We start from the raw sequence: 19,831 nt of genomic DNA on the forward strand, positions 1-19,831 counted from the left end.
CCGCCCAGGCAATGCAAATTACCGCTAAACCATCGCCGCAAAATTCAACCTGAACTGCTGCGGTGTCACCCCCAGCCTGCGGTTGAACACACTGCGCATATGCTGGGCATCGCGAAAGCCGCACTGATACGCCACGGTTTTCAGCGGCGCATGGGTGCTTTCGAGCATCACCCGCGCCGCGTCCACCCTCGCCCGTTCGACGAATTCCGCCGGGGTGATTTTCGCTTCCTTGGCAAACACCCGGGAAAAGTTGCGCGTGCTCATGTTGGCGGCATTGGCCAGATCGGCAATGGTCAGGTCGCCATTGAGGTTGGCCAGCACGTAGAGCTGGACCAGCGCCACCGCCGAAGTCGGTTCGGCGTGGGGCGTGAGGAACGGGCTGAACTGCGATTGCCCGCCCGAGCGCTGAGTGAACACCACCAGCCGCTTGGCCACACTGAGTGCCACGTCCGGCCCGTGATCCCGGGCCAGCAGATACAGCGACAAATCGATCCCCGCCGTGACCCCGGCCGAGGTGTAAAGCTCGCCATCCTGCACGTACAAACGATCAGCCTCGACCTGAGTCGACGGACACAAATCCGCCAATGCCGCGGCGTCGCCCCAATGAGTGGTGACTGTTCGCCCGTCGAGCAATCCGGCCCGAGCGAGCATGAAGGCGCCATTGCAGATCGAGCCAAACCGTTGCGACAGCGTGCAGGCATCGCGCAGCCAGGTATCGAACGCCGCACCAAAATTGATGAACGGCAACTGCGGCCCGCCCGCCACCAACAGCAAGTCATAAGCCTCTAGCGCTTCGCTGAAATGCCGGTGGGCATTGAGCGACAAACCGTTGGAACACGCCATCACCCCACGCTCGATACCGATCACCTCCAGCCGATAGTGATCCTCCGGGGCCAGGAAACGATTGGCTTCGGAAAACACATCCATGGGGCCGGTGACGTCCAGCGACTGGACGCCTGGGAACACTACGATGGCAACGGTTTTGTGCATGGCAGGAAACCACCCTCAATTGATCAGGATTAACACTTACTTGTGGCGAGGGGGCTTGCCCCCGTTGGGCTGCGCAGCGGCCCCATTTCAGGTTCATGTACGGGGATGGGAGTGCTGCGCACTCCAACGGGGGCAAGCCCCCTCGCCACAGCACGCTCCCTCGCCACAAAAGCGTAATGACCGCGCTCAACCCTAGCCAATCCAGGCCCAACAAGCGAGGTTGGCGCGATATGCAGGCTCATTGGCCGGGATCGCAGCCATGCATCGATTGTCCGGTTTCGGCTGCGCGAACAGACTGACCCCATCAGCGCCGCCACGGCGTTCCCCATGAGGAAAGCACCATGAGCAGCATCATCGCCGGCATCAAAATCCCCGACAGCGCGTTGGCCAAGGCCACCACTGAATACATTCGCGACGTCGAGTCCGACCTGTTGTTCCACCACTCACGCCGGGTATTTCTGTTCGGCGCCTTGAGCGGTGAGCGCAAGCAATTGGCCTACGACCCGGAACTGCTTTACGTCGGCGCGATGTTTCATGATTTGGGCCTGGTGGAAGGTCACCGCAGCGATGATGAACGATTCGAAGTCGACAGTGCCAATGCAGCCAAAGCGTTCCTCAAACCCTACGGTTTGTCTGACGACGATATCGAACAGGTCTGGTTGTCGATCGCCCTGCACACCACACCGGGCGTGCCGCAACACCTGCGGCCCAACGTGGCGCTGGTAACGGCCGGCGTCGAGATGGATGTGCTGGGCATCGACTACGCGGCGTTTTCCACCGTGCAGCGTGAAGCAGTGGTGCATGCGCATCCACGGGGTGAGGAGTTCAAGGAGTGCATCCTGTGTGCGTTCGCCAACGGCTTCAAACATAAGCCGGACAGCACGTTTGGCACCGTGAACGCGGATGTGCTGGTGGACAGCGAGCCGGGCTTCAAGCCGATGAACTTCGTCGAGATCATCCGCAAATCACCTTGGGTCGCTTGACCTGATCGTTCCCACGCTCTGCGTGGGAATGCAGCCCGGGACGCTCCGCGTCCCATCAAGAGCCGAACGCGGAGCGTCCGTTGAGGCATTCCCACGCAGAGCGTGGGAACGATCATGCGTGGCTCAAGCCGCTTCCGGCGCCTGCGCCCGGCGCACGTCCGGTTGTTTCCAGGAGTCGGCGGCGCCTTCTTCGATGGCCTGCTGGATCGCACGCTTGCGAATCTCTTCGGCACGACGGCTGAAGAACCAGACCAGGAACGTCACCAGCGACACCGCCAGCAGAATCAGGCTGGCCACGGCGTTGATCTCGGGTTTCACGCCCAGGCGCACCGCCGAGAACACTTCCATCGGCAGGGTCGTGGAACCCGGGCCGGACACGAAGCTTGCCAGCACCAGGTCATCCAGCGACAGGGCAAACGACATCATGCCCCCCGCCGCCAGCGATGGCGCGATCATCGGAATGGTGATCAGGAAGAACACCTTCCACGGCCGCGCGCCCAAGTCCATGGCCGCCTCTTCGATGGACAGGTCCAGTTCACGCAAGCGCGCCGACACCACCACCGCCACATAGGCCGCACAGAACGTGGTGTGGGCGATCCAGATGGTGACGATGCCGCGTTCCTGTGGCCAACCGATCATCTGCGCCATGGCCACGAACAGCAGCAACAACGACAGACCGGTGATCACTTCGGGCATCACCAGCGGCGCGGTGACCAGGCCACCGAACAGCGTGCGGCCCTTGAAATGGGTGATACGCGTCAGCACGAAGGCCGCCAGCGTCCCCAGTGCCACCGCTGCAATCGCCGTGTAGCAGGCGATTTCCAGCGAGCGCACCACCGAGCCCATCAGTTGGGTGTTGTCCATCAAACCCACGTACCACTTGATCGACCAGCCGCCCCACACCGTCACCAGTTTCGAGGCGTTGAACGAGTAGATCACCAGGATCAGCATCGGCGCGTAGATGAACAGCAAACCCGCTATCAGCATGAAACTTGAGAAACGGAAGCGCTTCATTCCTTGCCCTCCATTTCTTTGGCCTGACTACGGTTGAACAGGATGATCGGCACGATCAGGATCGCCAGCATCACCACCGCCAGGGCAGACGCCACCGGCCAGTCACGGTTGTTGAAGAATTCTTGCCAGAGCACTTTACCGATCATCAGGGTTTCCGGACCGCCGAGCAGTTCCGGGATCACGAACTCACCCACCACCGGGATGAACACCAGCATGCAGCCGGCGATGATGCCGTTTTTCGACAGCGGCACGGTGATCTTCCAGAAGCTGTTGAAGGTGCTCGAACCGAGGTCCGACGCGGCTTCCAGCAGGCTGGTGTCGTGTTTGACCAGGTTGGCGTAGAGCGGCAGGATCATGAACGGCAGATAGGAGTAAACCACCCCGATATAGACCGCGAGGTTGGTGTTGAGTATCTGCAGCGGCTCGTCGATCCAGCCCATGCTCATCAAAAAGCCGTTAAGCAGACCGTTGTTGCTGAGGATGCCCATCCACGCGTACACGCGGATCAGGATTGCGGTCCAGGTCGGCATCATGATCAGCAGCACCAGCACCGTTTGCAGCTCTTTGCGGGCACTGGCAATGGCGTAGGCCATCGGGTAGCCGATCAACAGGCAGAGGACGGTGCTGATCAGCGCCATCTTCAACGAGCCGAGGTAAGCGGCGATGTACAACTCGTCATCGCTGAGCATCGCGTAGTTGCTCAGGTTAAGCAGCACCTGGAGCTTCTGGTCGATGAAGCTGTAGATCTCGGTGTACGGCGGAATGGCCACGTCGGCTTCGGCGAAGCTGATCTTCAAGACGATGAAGAACGGCAACATGAAGAACATGAACAGCCAGATGAACGGAACCCCGATGACCAGCTGACGGCCACCGGGAATTATTCGATTGAGCCGGCGTTTGAGTTTGCGCATGTTCATGAGCGAAGTACCACGCCGCTGTCGTCTTCCCAGTACACGTAAACCTGGTCACCCCAGGTTGGGCGCTGGCCGCGGCGTTCGGCGTTGGCGACGAAAGACTGGACGATCTTGCCGCTCGGCAGTTCGACGTAGAACACCGAGTGGCCACCGAGGTAGGCGATGTCGTGCACTTTGCCGCTGGACCAGTTGTATTCGCAGGTCGGCATGGTCGGCGTCACCAGCAGTTTTTCCGGACGGATCGCGTAGGTCACGGACTTGTCCTGCACCGAAGTGCTGATGCCGTGGCCCACATAAATCTGCCGGTCCAGGTCCTTGCAGGTGATGGTCGCATGGCCTTCGGCGTCGTCGATCACTTCACCGTCGAAAATGTTGACGTTGCCGATGAACTCGCAGACCAGACGGCTGGTCGGGGTTTCGTAGATGTCGATCGGGCTGCCGATCTGGGCGATCCAGCCCAGGTGCATGATCGCGATGCGCTCGGCCATGGTCATGGCCTCCTCCTGGTCATGGGTCACCATCACGCAGGTCACGCCGACCCGCTCGATGATCTCGACCAATTCCAGCTGCATTTGCGAGCGCAGTTTCTTGTCCAGCGCGCCCATCGGTTCGTCGAGCAACAACAGCTTCGGTCGCTTGGCCAAAGAACGCGCCAGCGCCACACGCTGACGCTGGCCGCCGGACAACTGATGCGGCTTGCGCTTGGCGTACTGGCTCATCTGCACCAGCTTGAGCATGTCGGCCACGCGTGCATCGACTTCAGCGGCGGGAAGCTTGTCCTGCTTGAGTCCGAAGGCGATGTTCTGCGCCACGGTCATGTGCGGGAACAAGGCGTAGGACTGGAACATCATGTTGATCGGCCGCTCGTACGGCGGCATGTCAGTGATGTCTACGCCATCGAGGTAAATGCGCCCCTCCGTGGGCCGTTCGAAACCTGCCAGCATCCGCAGCAAGGTGGATTTGCCCGAACCCGAGCCACCGAGCAAGGCGAAGATCTCGCCTTTCTTGATTTCCAGGGACACGTCGTCCACGGCAATCGTCTCGTCGAACTTTTTGGTGACCCGGTCGATTTTGACCAGCACCTGTTTAGGTGTCTGGTCGCCCTCGAGGGCTTTCTTATAGGCGCCGGAGGCAACTGCCATTTACGAAACTCCCAACAGAATTTGCAGTTCGCTCAACGTGGCGAACCTGGATAGTTTGAAGCTATTTGCCCGACTTGACCTTGGTCCAGCTGCGCGTCATCAAACGTTGAATGTTCGGTGGCAACTCGATGGATACGTACGTCTTGTCGAGGACCGCTTGCGGTGGATATACCGATGCGTCGGTGCGTATGGACTGTTCCATCAGTTTGTCCGACCCGGGGTTCGGGTTGGCGTAGCCTACGGAATCGCTGACCTGGGCAATCACCTCGGGTTTCAGCAAATAGTTGATGAAGGCATGGGCTTCTTTGGCGTTGGCCGCATCCTTGGGGATCGCCAGCATGTCGAACCAGAGCGCACCGCCCTCTTTCGGAATCGAGTAGGCGATGTTCATGCCTTTGCCGGCTTCAGCCGCGCGGGCCTTGGCCTGGAACATGTCGCCGGAAAAACCGATCGCCACGCAGATGTCACCGTTGGCGAGGTCCGCGATGTATTTGGACGAGTGGAAGTAAGTCACGTATGGCCGTACCGCCAGCAACTTGGCTTCAGCCTTTTTGTAGTCTTCAGGGTTGGTGCTGTTGGCGTTCAGGCCCATGTAGTTGAGGACCGTGGGCATCATTTCATCGGCGGAGTCGAGGAACGCCACGCCACAGCTGTGCAGCTTCTTGATGTTCTGCGGCTCGAACACCACATCCCACGAATCGATCTTGTCGAGGCCCAGTACTGCCTTGACCTTGTCGACGTTGTAACCGATGCCGTTGGTGCCCCACAGATACGGTACGGCGTACTGATTGCCCGGATCGTTCTGCTCCAGGCGCTTGAGCAGTACCGGGTCGAGGTTGGAATAGTGGGTCAGCTTCGATTTGTCGAGCTTCTGAAAAGCCCCGGCCTTGATCTGTTTGCCAAGGAAGTGGTTGGACGGCACGACCACGTCATAACCGGTACGCCCGGCCAGCAACTTGCCTTCCAGGGTTTCGTTGGAATCGAATACGTCATACACCGGCTTGATGCCGGTTTCTTTCTGGAAGTCGGCCAGGGTGGTCTCACCAATGTAGTCCGACCAGTTATAAATATGCACCGTGCCGGCGGCCTGAACACTGACGGCAAGCGTCAGTCCGGCGCCGACCAGCAGGGCATTGCGCAACAAAGAAAAAATAGGCAAGTGGAGGTCCTCTAAAATTAGTTGGGCCCAAGTTGCCCCGCGTTACATGACAGCCATGGCTGCCTGGCAACAAAACCGGCGCGCAACTTACCCTCGAAAAACCGTTCCAGCAAACTTTATGAAGATCCTGTAGCAGCTGCCGCAGGCTGCGTTCAACTGCGAAGCCGTTGTGCTGTCGAAAAGCGGAGGTCCTTCGGACCTCAACGCAGCCTTCGGCAGCTGCTACAGGGTTTATTACTTATTTACCGGATTTGATCTTGGTCCAGCTGCGAGTCAGGATCCGCTGGGTCGCGGCCGGCAAGTCGGCAATCGCGTACAGCTTGGCCAGCACTGCCGCAGGCGGATAGATGCCTGGGTCGCTGGTGATTTCTTTATCGACCAGTGGAGTGGACGCCGCGTTACCGTTCGGGAAACGCACGGCGTTGGTGATCTCGGCCATGATTTCCGGCTTCTGCAGGAAGGTCATGAACTTGTAGGCGCCTTCGACGTTTTCGGCATCTTTAGGGATGGCGACCATGTCGTAGAAGCTGCCGGCACCTTCTTTCGGAATGTTGTAGCTGACTTTCACCTTGTCACCGGCTTCAGCGGCACGAGCCTTGGCCTGGTAGATATCACCCGAGTAACCCACGGCCACGCAGATGTTGCCGTTGGCCAGGTCGGAGATGTACTTGGACGAGTGGAAGTAGCCCACCGAAGGACGAATCTTCAGGAACAGCGCTTCGGCTTCAGCCAGTTGTTTCTTGTCCTGGCTGTCGGTTGGATAGCCCAGGTAATGCAACGCCACCGGAATCATCTCGGTTGGCGAATCGAGGAAGCTGATACCGCACGACTTCAACTTGGCAGCGTTTTCAGGTTTGAACAGCAAGTCCCAGGAGTTGGTTGGCGCATCGGCACCCAGTGCAGCCTTGACCTTCTCGGCGTTGAAACCGATACCGATCGAACCCCACATGTAAGGGAACGCGTGTTCGTTACCCGGGTCGCTCACCGACACCGCTTTGAGCAGGTCCGTGTTCAGGTTTTTCCAGTTAGGCAGCTTGGACTTGTCCAGCTTCTGGTAGACGCCGGCCTTGATCTGCTTGGCCAGGAAGTTGTTCGACGGCACGACGATGTCGTAGCCGGACTTGCCTGCCAGCAACTTGGCTTCAAGGGTTTCGTTACTGTCGAATACGTCGTAGACGACTTTGATACCCGACTCGGCCTCGAACTTCTTGACGGTATCCGGTGCGATGTAATCGGACCAGTTGTACACGTGCAGCACCTTGTCGTCGGCCTGAACGGCACCCGCCATCACGCCCATCAGGGACATGGCGAGGAGGGTCTTGCCAGCTATCTTCATACCTAATGCCTTCATGGGTAATGCTCCAATTTTTCTTTTTAACCACGTGCTCAGCGGCCTGTTACTGGGCATCCGAACAACCGGTAGTCTGGCAAGATCCAAGGCAGGCTTTCAAGGAAAGACCCATCCTTTGTTTGCACTGAGCGAAGTGCAATCTTCGCACCTCGCTCAGAGCCTAGCACTTAGCCCTGCAACGCACTCAGGGTCAGGTCCAGGCACTTGCGCGCCTTGGTCACCAACTCGTCGATTTCAGCCGGTGTAATCACCAGTGGCGGAGAAATGATCATGGTGTCGCCGACGGCGCGCATAATCAGGCCGTTTTCGAAGCAGAACGTGCGGCAGATCATGCCAACGCCCTTGCCTTCGTAACGTTTGCGGGTGGCTTTGTCCTGAACCAGTTCGATGGCCCCCAACAGACCGACCCCACGCACTTCCCCCACCAACGGGTGATCGCTCAGTTCCCGCAGACGCTTTTGCAAATAAGGTGCCGTTTCTGTCCGCACGCGCTCGACAATTTTCTCATCGCGCAAGATGCGGATGTTTTCCAGCGCTACCGCAGCGGCCACCGGGTGCCCGGAATACGTGAAACCGTGGTTGAAATCACCGCCTTCGTTGAGCACCTCGACCACATCGTCGCGCACGATCAGGCCACCCATCGGGATGTAGCCGGACGTCAGGCCTTTGGCGATGGTCATCATGTGAGGTTTGAGGTCGTAGAAATCGGTACCGAACCACTCACCGGTACGGCCGAAACCGCAGATCACTTCGTCGGCCACGAACAGAATGTCGTACTTGGCGAGGATTTCCTTGATGCGCGGCCAGTAGCTGTCTGGCGGAATGATCACGCCGCCGGCACCCTGGATCGGCTCGGCAATAAAGGCACCGACGTTGTCGACGCCGACTTCGAGGATTTTCTCTTCCAGCTGATTGGCCGCCCAGATACCGAACTCGTTCGGCGTCATGTCGCCGCCTTCGCCGAACCAATACGGCTGGGCGATGTGGACGATGCCCGGGATCGGCAAGTCGCCTTGTTCGTGCATGTACGTCATGCCACCCAGGCTCGCGCCGGCCACGGTGGAACCGTGATAGCCGTTCTTGCGACTGATGATGACTTTCTTCTTCGGCTGGCCCTTGATCGCCCAGTAGTGGCGAACCATCCGCAGCATGGTGTCGTTGCCTTCAGACCCGGAACCGGTGAAGAACACATGATTCATGCCTTCAGGCGCGACGTCGGCGATCACCTTGGCCAACTCCAGCACCGGCGGGTGAGCCGTCTGGAAGAACAGGTTGTAATAAGGCAGTTCGCGCATCTGTTTGCTGGCGGCATCGGCCAGCTCATCGCGACCGTAGCCGATCGCTACACACCACAGGCCGGCCATGCCGTCGAGGATCTTGTTGCCTTCGCTGTCCCAGAGGTAAACGCCCTTGGCGCTGGTGATGATGCGCGGGCCTTTCTCTTTCAGCTGCTTGAAGTCGCTGAACGGGGCCAGGTGGTGATCGCTGCTCAGGGCTTGCCATTCACGGGTTTGCGGGTTGTTGCTGGTCATGCGAATTCTCCTAAGATTCGAGTGGAGGGCGCCGCCAGGAACAGCGGCGCCCGGCGCATCAGACGGCGAAGAGCAGGAATTCCCGCTCCCACGAACTGATCACGCGCTTGAAGTTTTCATGCTCGGCCCGCTTGACCGCGATGTAGCCCGTGATGAATTTCTTGCCCAGGTACTTTTCGATGGTCTTGCTGTTTTCCATGCGATCCAGGGCATCTTCAATAGTCAGTGGCAGGCGCAGGTTGCGCCGCTCGTAACCACGACCCACGACCGGAGCACTCGGGTTGTGCCCTTCGACCATGCCGATAAAGCCGCACAACAGGCTGGCGGCGATGGCCAGGTAAGGGTTGGCATCGGCACCCGGCAGACGGTTTTCCACCCGACGATTCTGCGGCCCGGCATCCGGAACCCGCAGGCCCACGGTGCGGTTCTCTTCGCCCCACTCCACGTTCACTGGTGCCGAGGTATCCGGCAGGAAGCGGCGGAACGAATTGACGTTGGGTGCGAACAACGGCAGCAGCTCAGGAATGAATTTCTGCAAGCCGCCGATGTGGTTGAGAAACAGCTGGCTCATGGTCCCGTCGTCATTGGAGAAGACGTTTTTGCCGGTCTCGATGTCGATGATGCTCTGGTGCAAGTGCATGGCGCTGCCCGGCTCGCCGGTCATGGGTTTGGCCATGAAGGTCGCCGCCACGTTGTGCTTGAGCGCGGCTTCACGCATGGTGCGCTTGAACACCAGAATCTGGTCGGCCAGGGACAGGGCATCGCCATGACGGAAGTTGATTTCCATCTGCGCGGTGCCGTCCTCATGGATCAGCGTGTCGAGGTCCAGCTCTTGCAGTTCGCACCAGTCATAGACGTCTTCGAACAACGGATCGAATTCGTTCGCGGCTTCAATCGAGAAAGACTGACGACCGGTTTCTGGACGACCAGAGCGGCCGATTGGCGGTTGCAGCGGGTAGTCCGGGTCATCGCTGCGCTTGGTGAGATAGAACTCCATTTCCGGCGCCACGATCGGCTGCCAGCCGTGGTCGGCGTAGAGTTTCAGCACCTTCTTGAGCACGTTGCGCGGCGACAGCTCGATCGGATTGCCCTGCTTGTCGTAGGTGTCGTGGATCACCTGGGCGGTGGGTTCAATGGCCCAGGGCACCAGAAACACCGCGTTCTGGTCGGGGCGGCAGATCATGTCGATGTCGGCCGGGTCGAGCAGTTCGTAATAGATGTCATCTTCGACATAGTCGCCCGTCACGGTCTGCAACAGAACGCTTTCAGGCAGGCGCATGCCTTTTTCGGCAATGAACTTGTTGGTCGGCGAGATCTTGCCCCGGGTAATCCCGGTCAAGTCGGCGATCATGCATTCGACTTCTGTGATCTTGTGGTCTTTCAACCAATCGGTGAGCTGGTCGAGGTTGTTACTCATAAATGCCTCTTAGGCTGAGTTTCCTGACTCTTATAAGTCAGGCGTTGTTTGACGCATCGGCGTCGCGTTGTAGAGCGTGCTTGCGGCAGGCATCGCCAAATGCCTGGAAAATCGCAAGGTAGTCCGGATTCAAGCTTACCTGCCATTCGGGATGCCATTGCACACCTAAAGCAAAAGCCTTGCCTTGGATAACAGAGACAGCTTCGATCAACCCGTCGGGCGCCACGGCTTCCACACGAAGGCCCGGCGCCAGACGATCAATACCCTGGCCATGAATCGAATTGACTTGAATCTCGCTCGCCAGGCCCAGCCCGGCCAGCACACCGCCCGGCTGAACGTGCATCGGGTGACTGGGTGCGTACTGCCCTTCCAGCGGCAGATTGTCGTCTTCACGGTGATCCATGAATGGACCGGCCTCGTGGACCTTCTGATGCAGACTGCCGCCGAACGCCACATTCATTTCCTGGAAGCCGCGGCAAATGCCGAGCACGGGAACACCGGCCTCGACAGCGGCGCGGATCAGCGGGAGAGTGGTGGCATCGCGTGCAGAATCATGAGCGGTACCCGGCGCACTGGCCGGGCCGTTATAGTGAAACGGTTCTATATTAGAAGGAGAGCCTGTAAAGAGAATGCCGTCCAGAGCGTCCAGAATATCGGACGGCGCCAGCTGATCCGCCAGGGATGGAAGAATCAACGGCAGGCCCTTGGCAGCTGATGCCACGGCGCGTACGTATTTGTCGCCACTGATGTGATAAGCATGCAGACCGATCTGCTTTGAGCAGGCGGTGACGCCGATTAACGGCAGGCGAGACATGAAGCACCCCGGTATTATTGCTGTTATGGGTTTAAATCGAGCTTAGCCTTGTTCATTTTTTTACACAACACCCCCGTAAAAAATACAACACGGCCCGCTCAAGCTCGCGGGCGCCAAGACGACTGAAGGCAAAAAAACGCCCCAAAGTGCCTCAAAAATGCCTCACGAGTGCTTTTTTAGGGCAAAAAAGGCCTCGCTTGACTTCGGCATGCCGTTCGGGTTGACTGGAATCCGAAGAGATCAATGATTGATATTTTTAACAACAAAGGTGTTGCATCATGTCGGTACCCCCGCGTGCCGTTCAGCTTAACGAAGCGAACGCGTTCCTTAAGGAACATCCTGAGGTTCTGTACGTTGACCTTCTGATTGCGGATATGAATGGTGTGGTGCGCGGCAAGCGCATTGAACGCACCAGCCTCCACAAGGTTTACGAGAAAGGCATCAACCTGCCGGCCTCTCTATTTGCTCTGGATATCAATGGCTCGACGGTGGAAAGCACCGGCCTGGGCCTGGACATCGGCGATGCTGACCGAATCTGCTATCCAATCCCCGACACCCTGTGCAATGAGCCCTGGCAGAAGCGCCCGACCGCGCAACTGTTAATGACCATGCACGAACTCGAAGGTGATCCTTTCTTCGCCGACCCGCGCGAAGTCCTGCGACAAGTCGTAGCCAAGTTCGACGAGATGGGCCTGACCATCTGCGCTGCGTTCGAACTGGAGTTCTACCTGATCGACCAGGAGAACGTGAACGGCCGCCCACAACCACCGCGCTCGCCGATCTCCGGCAAACGCCCGCATTCGACACAGGTCTACCTGATCGACGACCTCGACGAATACGTCGACTGCCTCCAGGACATTCTGGAAGGTGCGAAAGAGCAAGGCATCCCTGCCGACGCGATCGTCAAGGAAAGTGCCCCGGCACAGTTCGAAGTGAACCTGCATCACGTGGCCGACCCGATCAAGGCCTGCGACTATGCGGTCCTGCTCAAGCGCCTGATCAAAAACATCGCCTACGACCATGAGATGGACACTACCTTCATGGCCAAGCCTTACCCAGGCCAGGCGGGTAACGGTCTGCATGTCCACATCTCGATTCTTGATAAAGATGGCAAAAACATTTTTGCCAGCGAGGATCCCGAGCAGAACGCCGCACTGCGTCACGCGATCGGCGGTGTGCTCGAGACCCTGCCGGCGCAGATGGCTTTCCTCTGCCCGAACGTCAACTCCTACCGTCGTTTCGGCGCACAGTTCTACGTGCCGAACTCGCCGTGCTGGGGCCTGGACAACCGCACCGTGGCCATCCGCGTACCGACCGGTTCCTCCGATGCCGTACGCATTGAACACCGTGTAGCCGGCGCCGACGCCAACCCGTATCTGTTGATGGCTTCGGTTTTGGCGGGCGTGCACCACGGCCTGATCAACAAGATCGAGCCGGGCGCACCCGTGGAAGGCAACTCCTACGAGCAGAACGAGCAAAGCCTGCCAAACAACTTGCGTGATGCATTGCGCGAGCTGGATGACAGCGAAGTCATGGCCAAGTACATCGATCCAAAATACATCGACATTTTTGTCGCCTGTAAAGAGAGCGAGCTGGAGGAGTTCGAACACTCCATCTCCGACCTCGAGTACAACTGGTACCTGCATACCGTGTAAGCGATTGCAGTAAAAAAACGCCGCCGGCTGATAAGGCCGAGCGGCGTTTTTTTATGGCCGCCTGCGGCGGATCGCGGGCAAGCCCGCTCCCACAGGGATCGTCTGCGTATTCAATATCTGCATTCAACACATGACATTGTGGGAGCGGGCTTGCCCGCGATGGCGGCCGAGAAGACAACACACAACTCGACTCGTACAATGCCCGCTGCCCCGCAGGAGACTTCAATGACGCGCACCGCCACCATTCGCAAACCCCGCGCCCGCAGTCAGGCCCGGATCGATTCGATACTCGATGCCGCCCGCACGCTGCTGGCCGCCGAGGGCGTGGCCAGCCTGTCGATCTACAGCGTCGCCGAACGCGCGGAGATCCCGCCCTCCTCCGTCTACCATTTTTTCGCCAGCGTCCCGGCCCTGCTCGAAGCCCTGACCGCCGACGTCCACGCCGCGTTTCGCGCCTGCTTGCAAGCGCCCATCGACCACCACGCCCTCAACGGCTGGCGCGATCTGTCGCGACTGGTGGAACAACGCATGCTCGCCATCTACGACGAAGACGCCGCCGCCCGCCAACTGATCCTCGCCCAGCATGGCCTGACCGAAGTCACCCAGGCCGACCGCCAGCACGACATCGAACTCGGCGACCTGATGCACAAGCTGTTCGACCACCACTTCGAATTGCCGACGCTGCCAAGTGATGTCGATGTGTTTGCGCTGGCCATGGAGCTGGGCGATCGGGTGTATGCACGCTCGGTGCAACAGCATGGACAGATCACGCCGCGAATGGCTGAGGAAGGGATGCGGGTGTTTGATGCGTATCTGGGGCTTTATCTGCCGCCATATTTGCCCAAGCGCGAAGTGCTTTGATCGTTCCCACGCTCTGCGTGGGAATGCCTCTTCGGACGCTCCGCGTTCGGCTTTTGGGACGCAGAGCGTCCCGGGCTGCATTCCCACGCAGAGCGTGGGAACGATCAGGGCTCACACCCTCCAGGGTTGTTGTTTGCGCACGCGCTTACAACTTGGCGATCGACACCTCGGTGGATTTCACAAACGCGATCACTTCACTGCCGACCACCAGTTCCAGCTCTTTCACCGAGCGAGTGGTAATCACCGAAGTGACGATGCCGGAGGCCGTCTGCACGTCGATTTCCGACAGCACGTCACCCAGCACGATTTCCTTGATCGAGCCTTTGAACTGGTTACGAACGTTGATGGCTTTGATAGTCATGATGTTGATTCCTGTCGTTGGATGAATCTCTAAGTTATTGAGCCCAACGCAATTGCGTAGGCAGTGGTGAAACAGGTTCCGGTTCCGGCGGTTGGCCCGGCAGGGACAGCACGCGGTTGAGTACTTCGGTTTCCAGCGCCGCCAGCCGATGGGAGCCACGGACCCGAGGGCGCGGCAGTTCCACATGCAGGTCGAGGCCGACTTCGCCCTCTTCAATCAGAATCACCCGATCGGCAATTGCCACCGCTTCACTGACATCGTGGGTCACCAGCAACACGGTGAAGCCATGCTGTTGCCAGAGCCGTTCGATCAGTTGCTGCATTTCGATTCGGGTCAGGGCATCCAGTGCGCCCAGAGGTTCGTCGAGCAACAGCAAGCGCGGTTGATGGATCAACGCGCGAGCCAGGGCCACACGTTGTTTTTGCCCGCCGGACAAGGCTGCCGGCCACTCGTTGGCGCGATCCGCCAGGCCGACCGCTTCCAGCGCTTGCAATGCTTGCGGCCGCCAGTTGCCCTTGAGCCCGAGACCGACGTTGTCGATGATCTTCTTCCAGGGCAGCAGGCGGGCTTCCTGGAACATCAGTCGAGTGTCTTCCCGCGCATCACTCAGTGGCGCTGCGCCTGCAAGCAGCTCACCCCCCGTGGGCTTGTCGAGACCGGCGAGCAAGCGCAGCAAAGTACTTTTGCCGCAGCCGCTACGCCCGACCACCGCGACAAACTGCCCGGCCGGAATGTGCAGGTCGATTTCACGCAGCACTTGCCGCGAACCGAAGGTTTTTTGCAGCTTGCGCACAACCAGCGGAATACCGCGCAGCAGGCGTGGAGGTTGTTGAGCCGTCATGCGGCACCTCCCTTGGTTACCTGATAGGCCGGATGCCAGCGCAGCCACACACGTTCAAGCCCACGTGCCGCAAGGTCGGCCAGCTTGCCGAGCACCGCGTACAAAAGAATCGCCAGCACCACCACGTCGGTTTGCAAGAACTCCCGGGCATTCATCGCCAGGTAGCCAATGCCGGAGCTGGCGGAGATGGTTTCGGCGACGATCAGGGTTAGCCACATAAAGCCCAACGCGAAACGCACGCCGACCAGAATCGAAGGCAATGCACCCGGCAAAATCACTTGGCGAAACAGGCTGAAACCGGACAGGCCATAACTGCGGGACATTTCCACCAGCGCCGAATCGACGTTGCGGATGCCGTGATAGGTGTTGAGGTAGATCGGGAACAACGTGCCCAACGCCACCAGAAAAATCTTCGCCGACTCGTCGATGCCGAACCACAGGATCACCAGTGGAATCAGCGCCAGGTGCGGCACGTTGCGGATCATCTGCACCGAACTGTCGAGCAGGCGCTCGCCCCATTTCGACAAGCCGGTGATGAAGCCCAGGGTCAGACCGATGCCGCCGCCGATGGCGAACCCGAGCGCCGCGCGCCAGCCACTGATCGCCAGGTGAGTCCAGATTTCACCGCTGCGGACCAGGTTCACACCGGCCTCGATCACCGCGATCGGCGCCGGCAGAATCCGCGTCGACAACCAGCCCGCCGACACCGACAACTGCCACACCGCCAGCAACAAGACCGGCAACGCCCAAGGCGCGAGGTTGTGAATGATTTTCTTCATGGCGGCGCCTCAGCTCTGGGACGCGGCTTTGGGAAGAATGTCGTTGTCCACCATCTCGCCAAACGGGCTAACGTAGTTGGCGCCTTTGGGCAGCTCCGGACGCTCGATGTCCAGGTGCGGGAACAACAACTCGGCCACCCGATAGGATTCTTCCAGGTGTGGATAACCGGAGAAGATGAACGTATCGATGCCCAGGCCCGCGTATTCCTTCACCCGAGCCGCCACGGTCGGACCGTCGCCGACCAGCGCCGTACCGGCACCGCCGCGCACCAGACCGACACCGGCCCAAAGGTTGGGGCTGACTTCCAGATGGTCGCGGCTGCCGCCATGCAAGGCGGCCATGCGTTGCTGGCCGACCGAATCGAAACGCGCCAGAGACGCCTGGGCACGGGCGATGGTTTCATCGTCCAGATGCGAGATCAGTCGATCTGCCGCTTGCCATGCCTCGGCATTGGTTTCGCGAACAATCACATGCAGGCGAATACCGAAGCGCACAGTGCGGCCGAGCTTCGCGGCTTTGGCGCGAACCTGCTCGATTTTTTCTGCCACGGCGGCTGGTGGCTCGCCCCAGGTCAGAACCATTTCGACCTGTTCTGCCGCGAGGTCTTGCGCGGCTTCCGACGAACCGCCGAAATACAGCGGCGGACGCGGTTGCTGGATCGGCGGGTAGAGCAATTTGGCGCCCTTCACGCTGATGTGCTGACCGTCATAGTCGACGGTTTCACCTTCCAGCACCCGGCGCCAGATGCGGGTGAATTCCACCGAGGCCTGATAGCGCTCTTCGTGACTGAGGAACAAACCGTCACCGGCCAGCTCTTCCGGATCGCCACCAGTGACCAGGTTGAACAGCGCACGACCGCCGGACAGACGATCCAGCGTCGCGGCCTGACGCGCCGCCACCGTCGGGGAAATGATCCCGGGGCGCAGGGCGACAAGGAATTTCAAACGCTGGGTCACCGGGATCAGCGATGCGGCCACCAGCCACGAGTCTTCGCAGGAGCGCCCGGTGGGAATCAGCACCCCGCCAAAACCCAGACGATCCGCCGCTTGCGCGACCTGTTGCAAGTAACCGTGGTCGACGGCGCGAGCGCCTTCGGCGGTGCCAAGGTAATGGCCGTCGCCGTGGGTAGGCAGGAACCAGAAGATATTAAGGCTCATGGAGTGGTCTCCTTGGGAAGTCGAATTACGGCGCTTTGGCAACGGCCGCCGGGGGCGTCCAGATCACGTCCTTGATGCTCAAGGGTTTGGGAATCAGCTTGAGCTGGAAGAAGCTGTCGGCGATTTTTTGCTGGGCAGCGACTACTTCCGGCGTAAGGAACAGCGCGCCGTAACCCTGGCGTTTCACCGAGGTCAGGGTGATGTCCGTTGGCAGGCCGAGCAGCGGCGAAACTTGCTTGGTCACGTCCTCGGGATTGGCCTTGGACCATTCGCCAACCGCGCGTACTTCTTCCACCAGAGCCTTGATCACTTCAGGATTTTTCTGCGCATAAGGTTTGGTCGCCAGGTAGAACTGGTGGTTGTCGACGAGGCCTTTGCCATCGCGCAGGGTGCGTGCTTGCAGTTGTTGTTCGGCGGCGGCCTGGTACGGGTCCCAGATCACCCAGGCATCGACACTGCCACGTTCGAACGCGGCACGGGCATCGGCTGGCGGCAGGAACACGGTCTGGATGTCGGTGTATTTGAGGCCGGCGTCTTCAAGTGCACGCACCAACAGGTAGTGCACGTTGGAGCCTTTGTTGAGCACGACTTTCTTGCCCTTGAGTTCCTGCACCGATGTGATCGGCGAGTCCTTCGGTACCAGGACCGCTTCGCTATGGGGCGCTGGCGGTTCGTAGGCGACATAAAGTAGATCGGCGCCAGCGGCTTGGGCGAATACGGGCGGCGTTTCACCGGTGACGCCAAAGTCGATGGAGCCTACGTTCAGGCCTTCGAGCAGTTGCGGGCCACCGGGGAATTCAGTCCATTGCACGTCCACGCCTTGGGCGGCGAGACGTTTTTCCAGGGTGCCTTTGGCTTTGAGCAGCACCAGGGTGCCGTATTTCTGATAGCCGATTCGTAATGTCTCGGCCTGAGCTTGAGTAATGGCGCCGAAGGTGACAGCCGCAGCAAACAGAGCGACCAGACCACGACGCAAAATGACAGGGCGCATGGCGCTCTCCTTTTTGCAGTTGGGTTTTGGCTGCACCTGCTTGCCCGTTAGCGGGCCAGTAAGGTGGAGTACTTCAAATTCAGATATGGCTTGAGGGCTGGCTTAAATGCTCCAGCGAGCACTCAACAAACGTTCGTTCAACAGGTTCGGATCGAGCGGCTTGGGCCGTCGGGCCATGGCGCTGAAAAACTGCTCCAGCGCTTCAAACAATCGTTGCGCAAGCTCCGGCGCCAACTGCGCCTGGGCACTGCCTTCGCCGTAAGCGATCTGGCTGTCCACGGCGAAAATCCCCTGCAGCATTTCCTGGGCTTTCAACGCCGACAGCACCGGTTTGAGCGCGTAATCCACCGCCAACATGTGGGCGATACTGCCGCCGGTAGCCATCGGTAAAACCACCTTGTGGCTCAAGGCGCGTTCGGGCAGCAGATCGAGCAAGGTTTTCAGCGCACCGGAGAACGACGCTTTGTAAACCGGCGTGGCGATCAGCAAGCCATCGGCGTTTTCAATCTGTTGCAACAGGTCGATCACTTTCGGGCTGTCGAAGCGGGCATGCAGCAAATCTTCGGCCGGGAAGTCCCGTACCTGGTAACTCACCACTTCTACCCCTTGCTCTTGCAACCAGCGTCGCGAGCGCTCCAGCAAAACTCCGGAACGGGAGCGTGGACTGGGACTGCCACCGAGTGAGACGACCAGCATTCAGACAATTCCTTGAGCGGTGTTGGCGATTCGCGGCTTGCGATCTCGCTTCGATGGAGTGACCTTAACAGCTGATTTATATATCCATAAATCATATTTATTCATTTGGTTATGCATTGTAGATCTATGCGCAACTGCTTTTTCCAGGCAAAAAAAAGGCCGTAGAAACGGCCCAAAATCCCCTGCTTTATGGATGACATGAAATTTTCACTGGCCGGTCTGCCGCCTTCGCGGGCAAGCCCGCTCCCACAGGGATTCAGGTCTGCCACACATCTCTGATCCTCCCCAATCCACTGTGGGAGCGGGCTTGCCCGCGATAGCGATTTTAGCCACACCGCAAAATTCGGATGATTACCTGTTCGGCTGTGGCGTCAGACGCAGGTACGGCTTCACCGCGCGATAACCCTTGGGAAAACGTCGTTTGATTTCATCTTCATCCTTGAGCGACGGCACGATCACCACTTCATCACCGTCCTGCCAGTTGGCCGGGGTGGCCACCTTGTAGTTGTCGGTGAGCTGCAGCGAATCGATCACCCGCAAAATTTCATTGAAGTTGCGACCGGTACTCGCCGGGTAAGTAATCGTCAGCCGAATCTTCTTGTTCGGATCGATCACGAACAGGGAACGTACGGTCAGGGTGTCGTTGGCATTCGGATGGATCAGGTCGTACAGGTCGGACACTTTACGGTCCGCATCGGCGAGGATCGGGAAGTTGACGATGGCGTTCTGGGTTTCGTTGATGTCCTTGATCCACTTATGATGCGAGTCCACCGGGTCTACCGAAAGAGCAATGGCTTTGACGCCGCGCTGGGTGAATTCATCCTTGAGCCTGGCGGTGAAGCCCAGCTCGGTGGTGCACACCGGCGTGAAGTCCGCCGGATGGGAAAACAACACACCCCAGCTATCGCCCAGCCATTCGTGGAAACGGATAGTGCCGGCGCTGGAATCCTGTTCGAAATCGGGGGCGATATCGCCAAGTCTGAGGCTCATGCTGCTGCTCCTTGTGAGTGCTTGTTGAGCCCAACTGTGCCTGCGTTCGATATTAATTAAAAAGAATAAATATCGATTTATTTAGATCTAAAGTGAATATTAAATATCTGTTCACTGGACCTGAATAGCCATCGAGACGAACATCGATCACAAGGTTCGAGAAGGCCTTGAGTTGCTACAAAA

19 protein-coding genes are annotated in these 19,831 nt (G+C 59.0%); 3 read left to right on the forward strand and 16 right to left on the reverse strand.

Annotated features, from left to right (window positions below):
- Positions 1-24 precede the first annotated feature (24 nt).
- Positions 25-990, reverse strand: a complete 966-nt coding sequence (locus tag AB7M22_RS25355; protein WP_454188125.1) for a GlxA family transcriptional regulator — start codon at positions 988-990, stop codon at positions 25-27.
- A 341-nt stretch (positions 991-1,331) separates the two neighbouring features.
- Here AB7M22_RS25355 and AB7M22_RS25360 point away from each other — a divergent pair, with 341 nt between their 5' ends.
- Entirely contained in the window at positions 1,332-1,973 is a 642-nt protein-coding gene (locus AB7M22_RS25360; RefSeq protein WP_454188126.1) for an HD domain-containing protein, read from the forward strand.
- A 123-nt stretch (positions 1,974-2,096) separates the two neighbouring features.
- Here the strand turns inward: AB7M22_RS25360 and AB7M22_RS25365 are convergent, their stop codons facing one another.
- The 8 genes from AB7M22_RS25365 to AB7M22_RS25400 all read right to left on the reverse strand — a co-directional run bounded on the left by AB7M22_RS25365 (position 2,097) and on the right by AB7M22_RS25400 (position 11,316).
- The gene (locus AB7M22_RS25365; protein ID WP_454188127.1) at positions 2,097-2,987 is read right to left on the reverse strand and encodes an ABC transporter permease subunit; all 891 of its coding nucleotides are present in this window, start codon (positions 2,985-2,987) and stop codon (positions 2,097-2,099) included.
- Positions 2,984-3,865: an ABC transporter permease subunit gene (locus AB7M22_RS25370; protein WP_454188857.1), complete on the reverse strand. Its 882-nt coding sequence runs from the start codon at positions 3,863-3,865 to the stop codon at positions 2,984-2,986. Before AB7M22_RS25370 ends, AB7M22_RS25365 begins: the two co-directional genes overlap by 4 nt.
- Positions 3,866-3,900: 35 nt before the next feature.
- Positions 3,901-5,043, reverse strand: coding sequence for an ABC transporter ATP-binding protein (locus tag AB7M22_RS25375; RefSeq protein WP_008012607.1), 1,143 nt, complete (start codon positions 5,041-5,043; stop codon positions 3,901-3,903).
- 61 nt (positions 5,044-5,104) lie between these two features.
- Positions 5,105-6,202 (reverse strand): polyamine ABC transporter substrate-binding protein, encoded by a 1,098-nt coding sequence (locus tag AB7M22_RS25380; RefSeq protein WP_454188128.1) that lies wholly within the window; start codon positions 6,200-6,202, stop codon positions 5,105-5,107.
- Between the two features lie 238 nt (positions 6,203-6,440).
- On the reverse strand, positions 6,441-7,538 hold the full coding sequence (locus AB7M22_RS25385; RefSeq protein WP_032835874.1) for a polyamine ABC transporter substrate-binding protein: 1,098 nt from the start codon (positions 7,536-7,538) through the stop codon (positions 6,441-6,443).
- Positions 7,539-7,720: 182 nt separating this feature from the next.
- A complete protein-coding gene (locus tag AB7M22_RS25390) occupies positions 7,721-9,085 on the reverse strand; it encodes an aspartate aminotransferase family protein (protein WP_454188129.1) in 1,365 nt (454 codons plus the stop codon).
- A 58-nt stretch (positions 9,086-9,143) separates the two neighbouring features.
- Positions 9,144-10,502 (reverse strand): glutamine synthetase family protein, encoded by a 1,359-nt coding sequence (locus AB7M22_RS25395; RefSeq protein WP_008012598.1) that lies wholly within the window; start codon positions 10,500-10,502, stop codon positions 9,144-9,146.
- Between the two features lie 37 nt (positions 10,503-10,539).
- Positions 10,540-11,316, reverse strand: a complete 777-nt coding sequence (locus AB7M22_RS25400; protein WP_454188130.1) for a gamma-glutamyl-gamma-aminobutyrate hydrolase family protein — start codon at positions 11,314-11,316, stop codon at positions 10,540-10,542.
- 278 nt (positions 11,317-11,594) lie between these two features.
- Here AB7M22_RS25400 and AB7M22_RS25405 point away from each other — a divergent pair, with 278 nt between their 5' ends.
- On the forward strand, positions 11,595-12,971 hold the full coding sequence (locus AB7M22_RS25405; protein WP_008012595.1) for a glutamine synthetase family protein: 1,377 nt from the start codon (positions 11,595-11,597) through the stop codon (positions 12,969-12,971).
- A gap of 225 nt (positions 12,972-13,196) precedes the next feature.
- Positions 13,197-13,832 carry a TetR/AcrR family transcriptional regulator gene (locus AB7M22_RS25410; RefSeq protein ID WP_447795219.1) on the forward strand — a complete coding sequence of 212 codons (636 nt, stop codon included), beginning with the start codon at positions 13,197-13,199 and terminating at the stop codon, positions 13,830-13,832.
- Positions 13,833-13,977: 145 nt separating this feature from the next.
- Here the strand turns inward: AB7M22_RS25410 and AB7M22_RS25415 are convergent, their stop codons facing one another.
- The 7 genes from AB7M22_RS25415 to AB7M22_RS25445 form a co-directional block, all read right to left on the reverse strand.
- On the reverse strand, positions 13,978-14,193 hold the full coding sequence (locus AB7M22_RS25415) for a TOBE domain-containing protein (RefSeq protein ID WP_003229256.1): 216 nt from the start codon (positions 14,191-14,193) through the stop codon (positions 13,978-13,980).
- Between the two features lie 34 nt (positions 14,194-14,227).
- On the reverse strand, positions 14,228-15,034 hold the full coding sequence (gene ssuB / locus AB7M22_RS25420; protein ID WP_454188131.1) for an aliphatic sulfonates ABC transporter ATP-binding protein: 807 nt from the start codon (positions 15,032-15,034) through the stop codon (positions 14,228-14,230).
- Entirely contained in the window at positions 15,031-15,813 is a 783-nt protein-coding gene (ssuC, locus tag AB7M22_RS25425; protein ID WP_454188132.1) for an aliphatic sulfonate ABC transporter permease SsuC, read from the reverse strand. Before ssuC ends, ssuB begins: the two co-directional genes overlap by 4 nt.
- Positions 15,814-15,822: 9 nt before the next feature.
- Positions 15,823-16,971 (reverse strand): FMNH2-dependent alkanesulfonate monooxygenase, encoded by a 1,149-nt coding sequence (gene ssuD / locus AB7M22_RS25430; RefSeq protein WP_454188133.1) that lies wholly within the window; start codon positions 16,969-16,971, stop codon positions 15,823-15,825.
- A 25-nt stretch (positions 16,972-16,996) separates the two neighbouring features.
- Positions 16,997-17,962, reverse strand: coding sequence for a sulfonate ABC transporter substrate-binding protein (locus tag AB7M22_RS25435; protein ID WP_454188134.1), 966 nt, complete (start codon positions 17,960-17,962; stop codon positions 16,997-16,999).
- A gap of 102 nt (positions 17,963-18,064) precedes the next feature.
- Complete coding sequence (gene ssuE, locus AB7M22_RS25440) at positions 18,065-18,658, reverse strand: NADPH-dependent FMN reductase (protein ID WP_007899466.1); 594 nt, start codon at positions 18,656-18,658, stop codon at positions 18,065-18,067.
- Between the two features lie 351 nt (positions 18,659-19,009).
- The gene (locus AB7M22_RS25445) at positions 19,010-19,648 is read right to left on the reverse strand and encodes a peroxiredoxin (protein ID WP_454188135.1); all 639 of its coding nucleotides are present in this window, start codon (positions 19,646-19,648) and stop codon (positions 19,010-19,012) included.
- Positions 19,649-19,831: the final 183 nt, after the last annotated feature.

The sequence above is a fragment of the Pseudomonas sp. ADAK2 TE3594 genome (assembly GCF_053628675.1).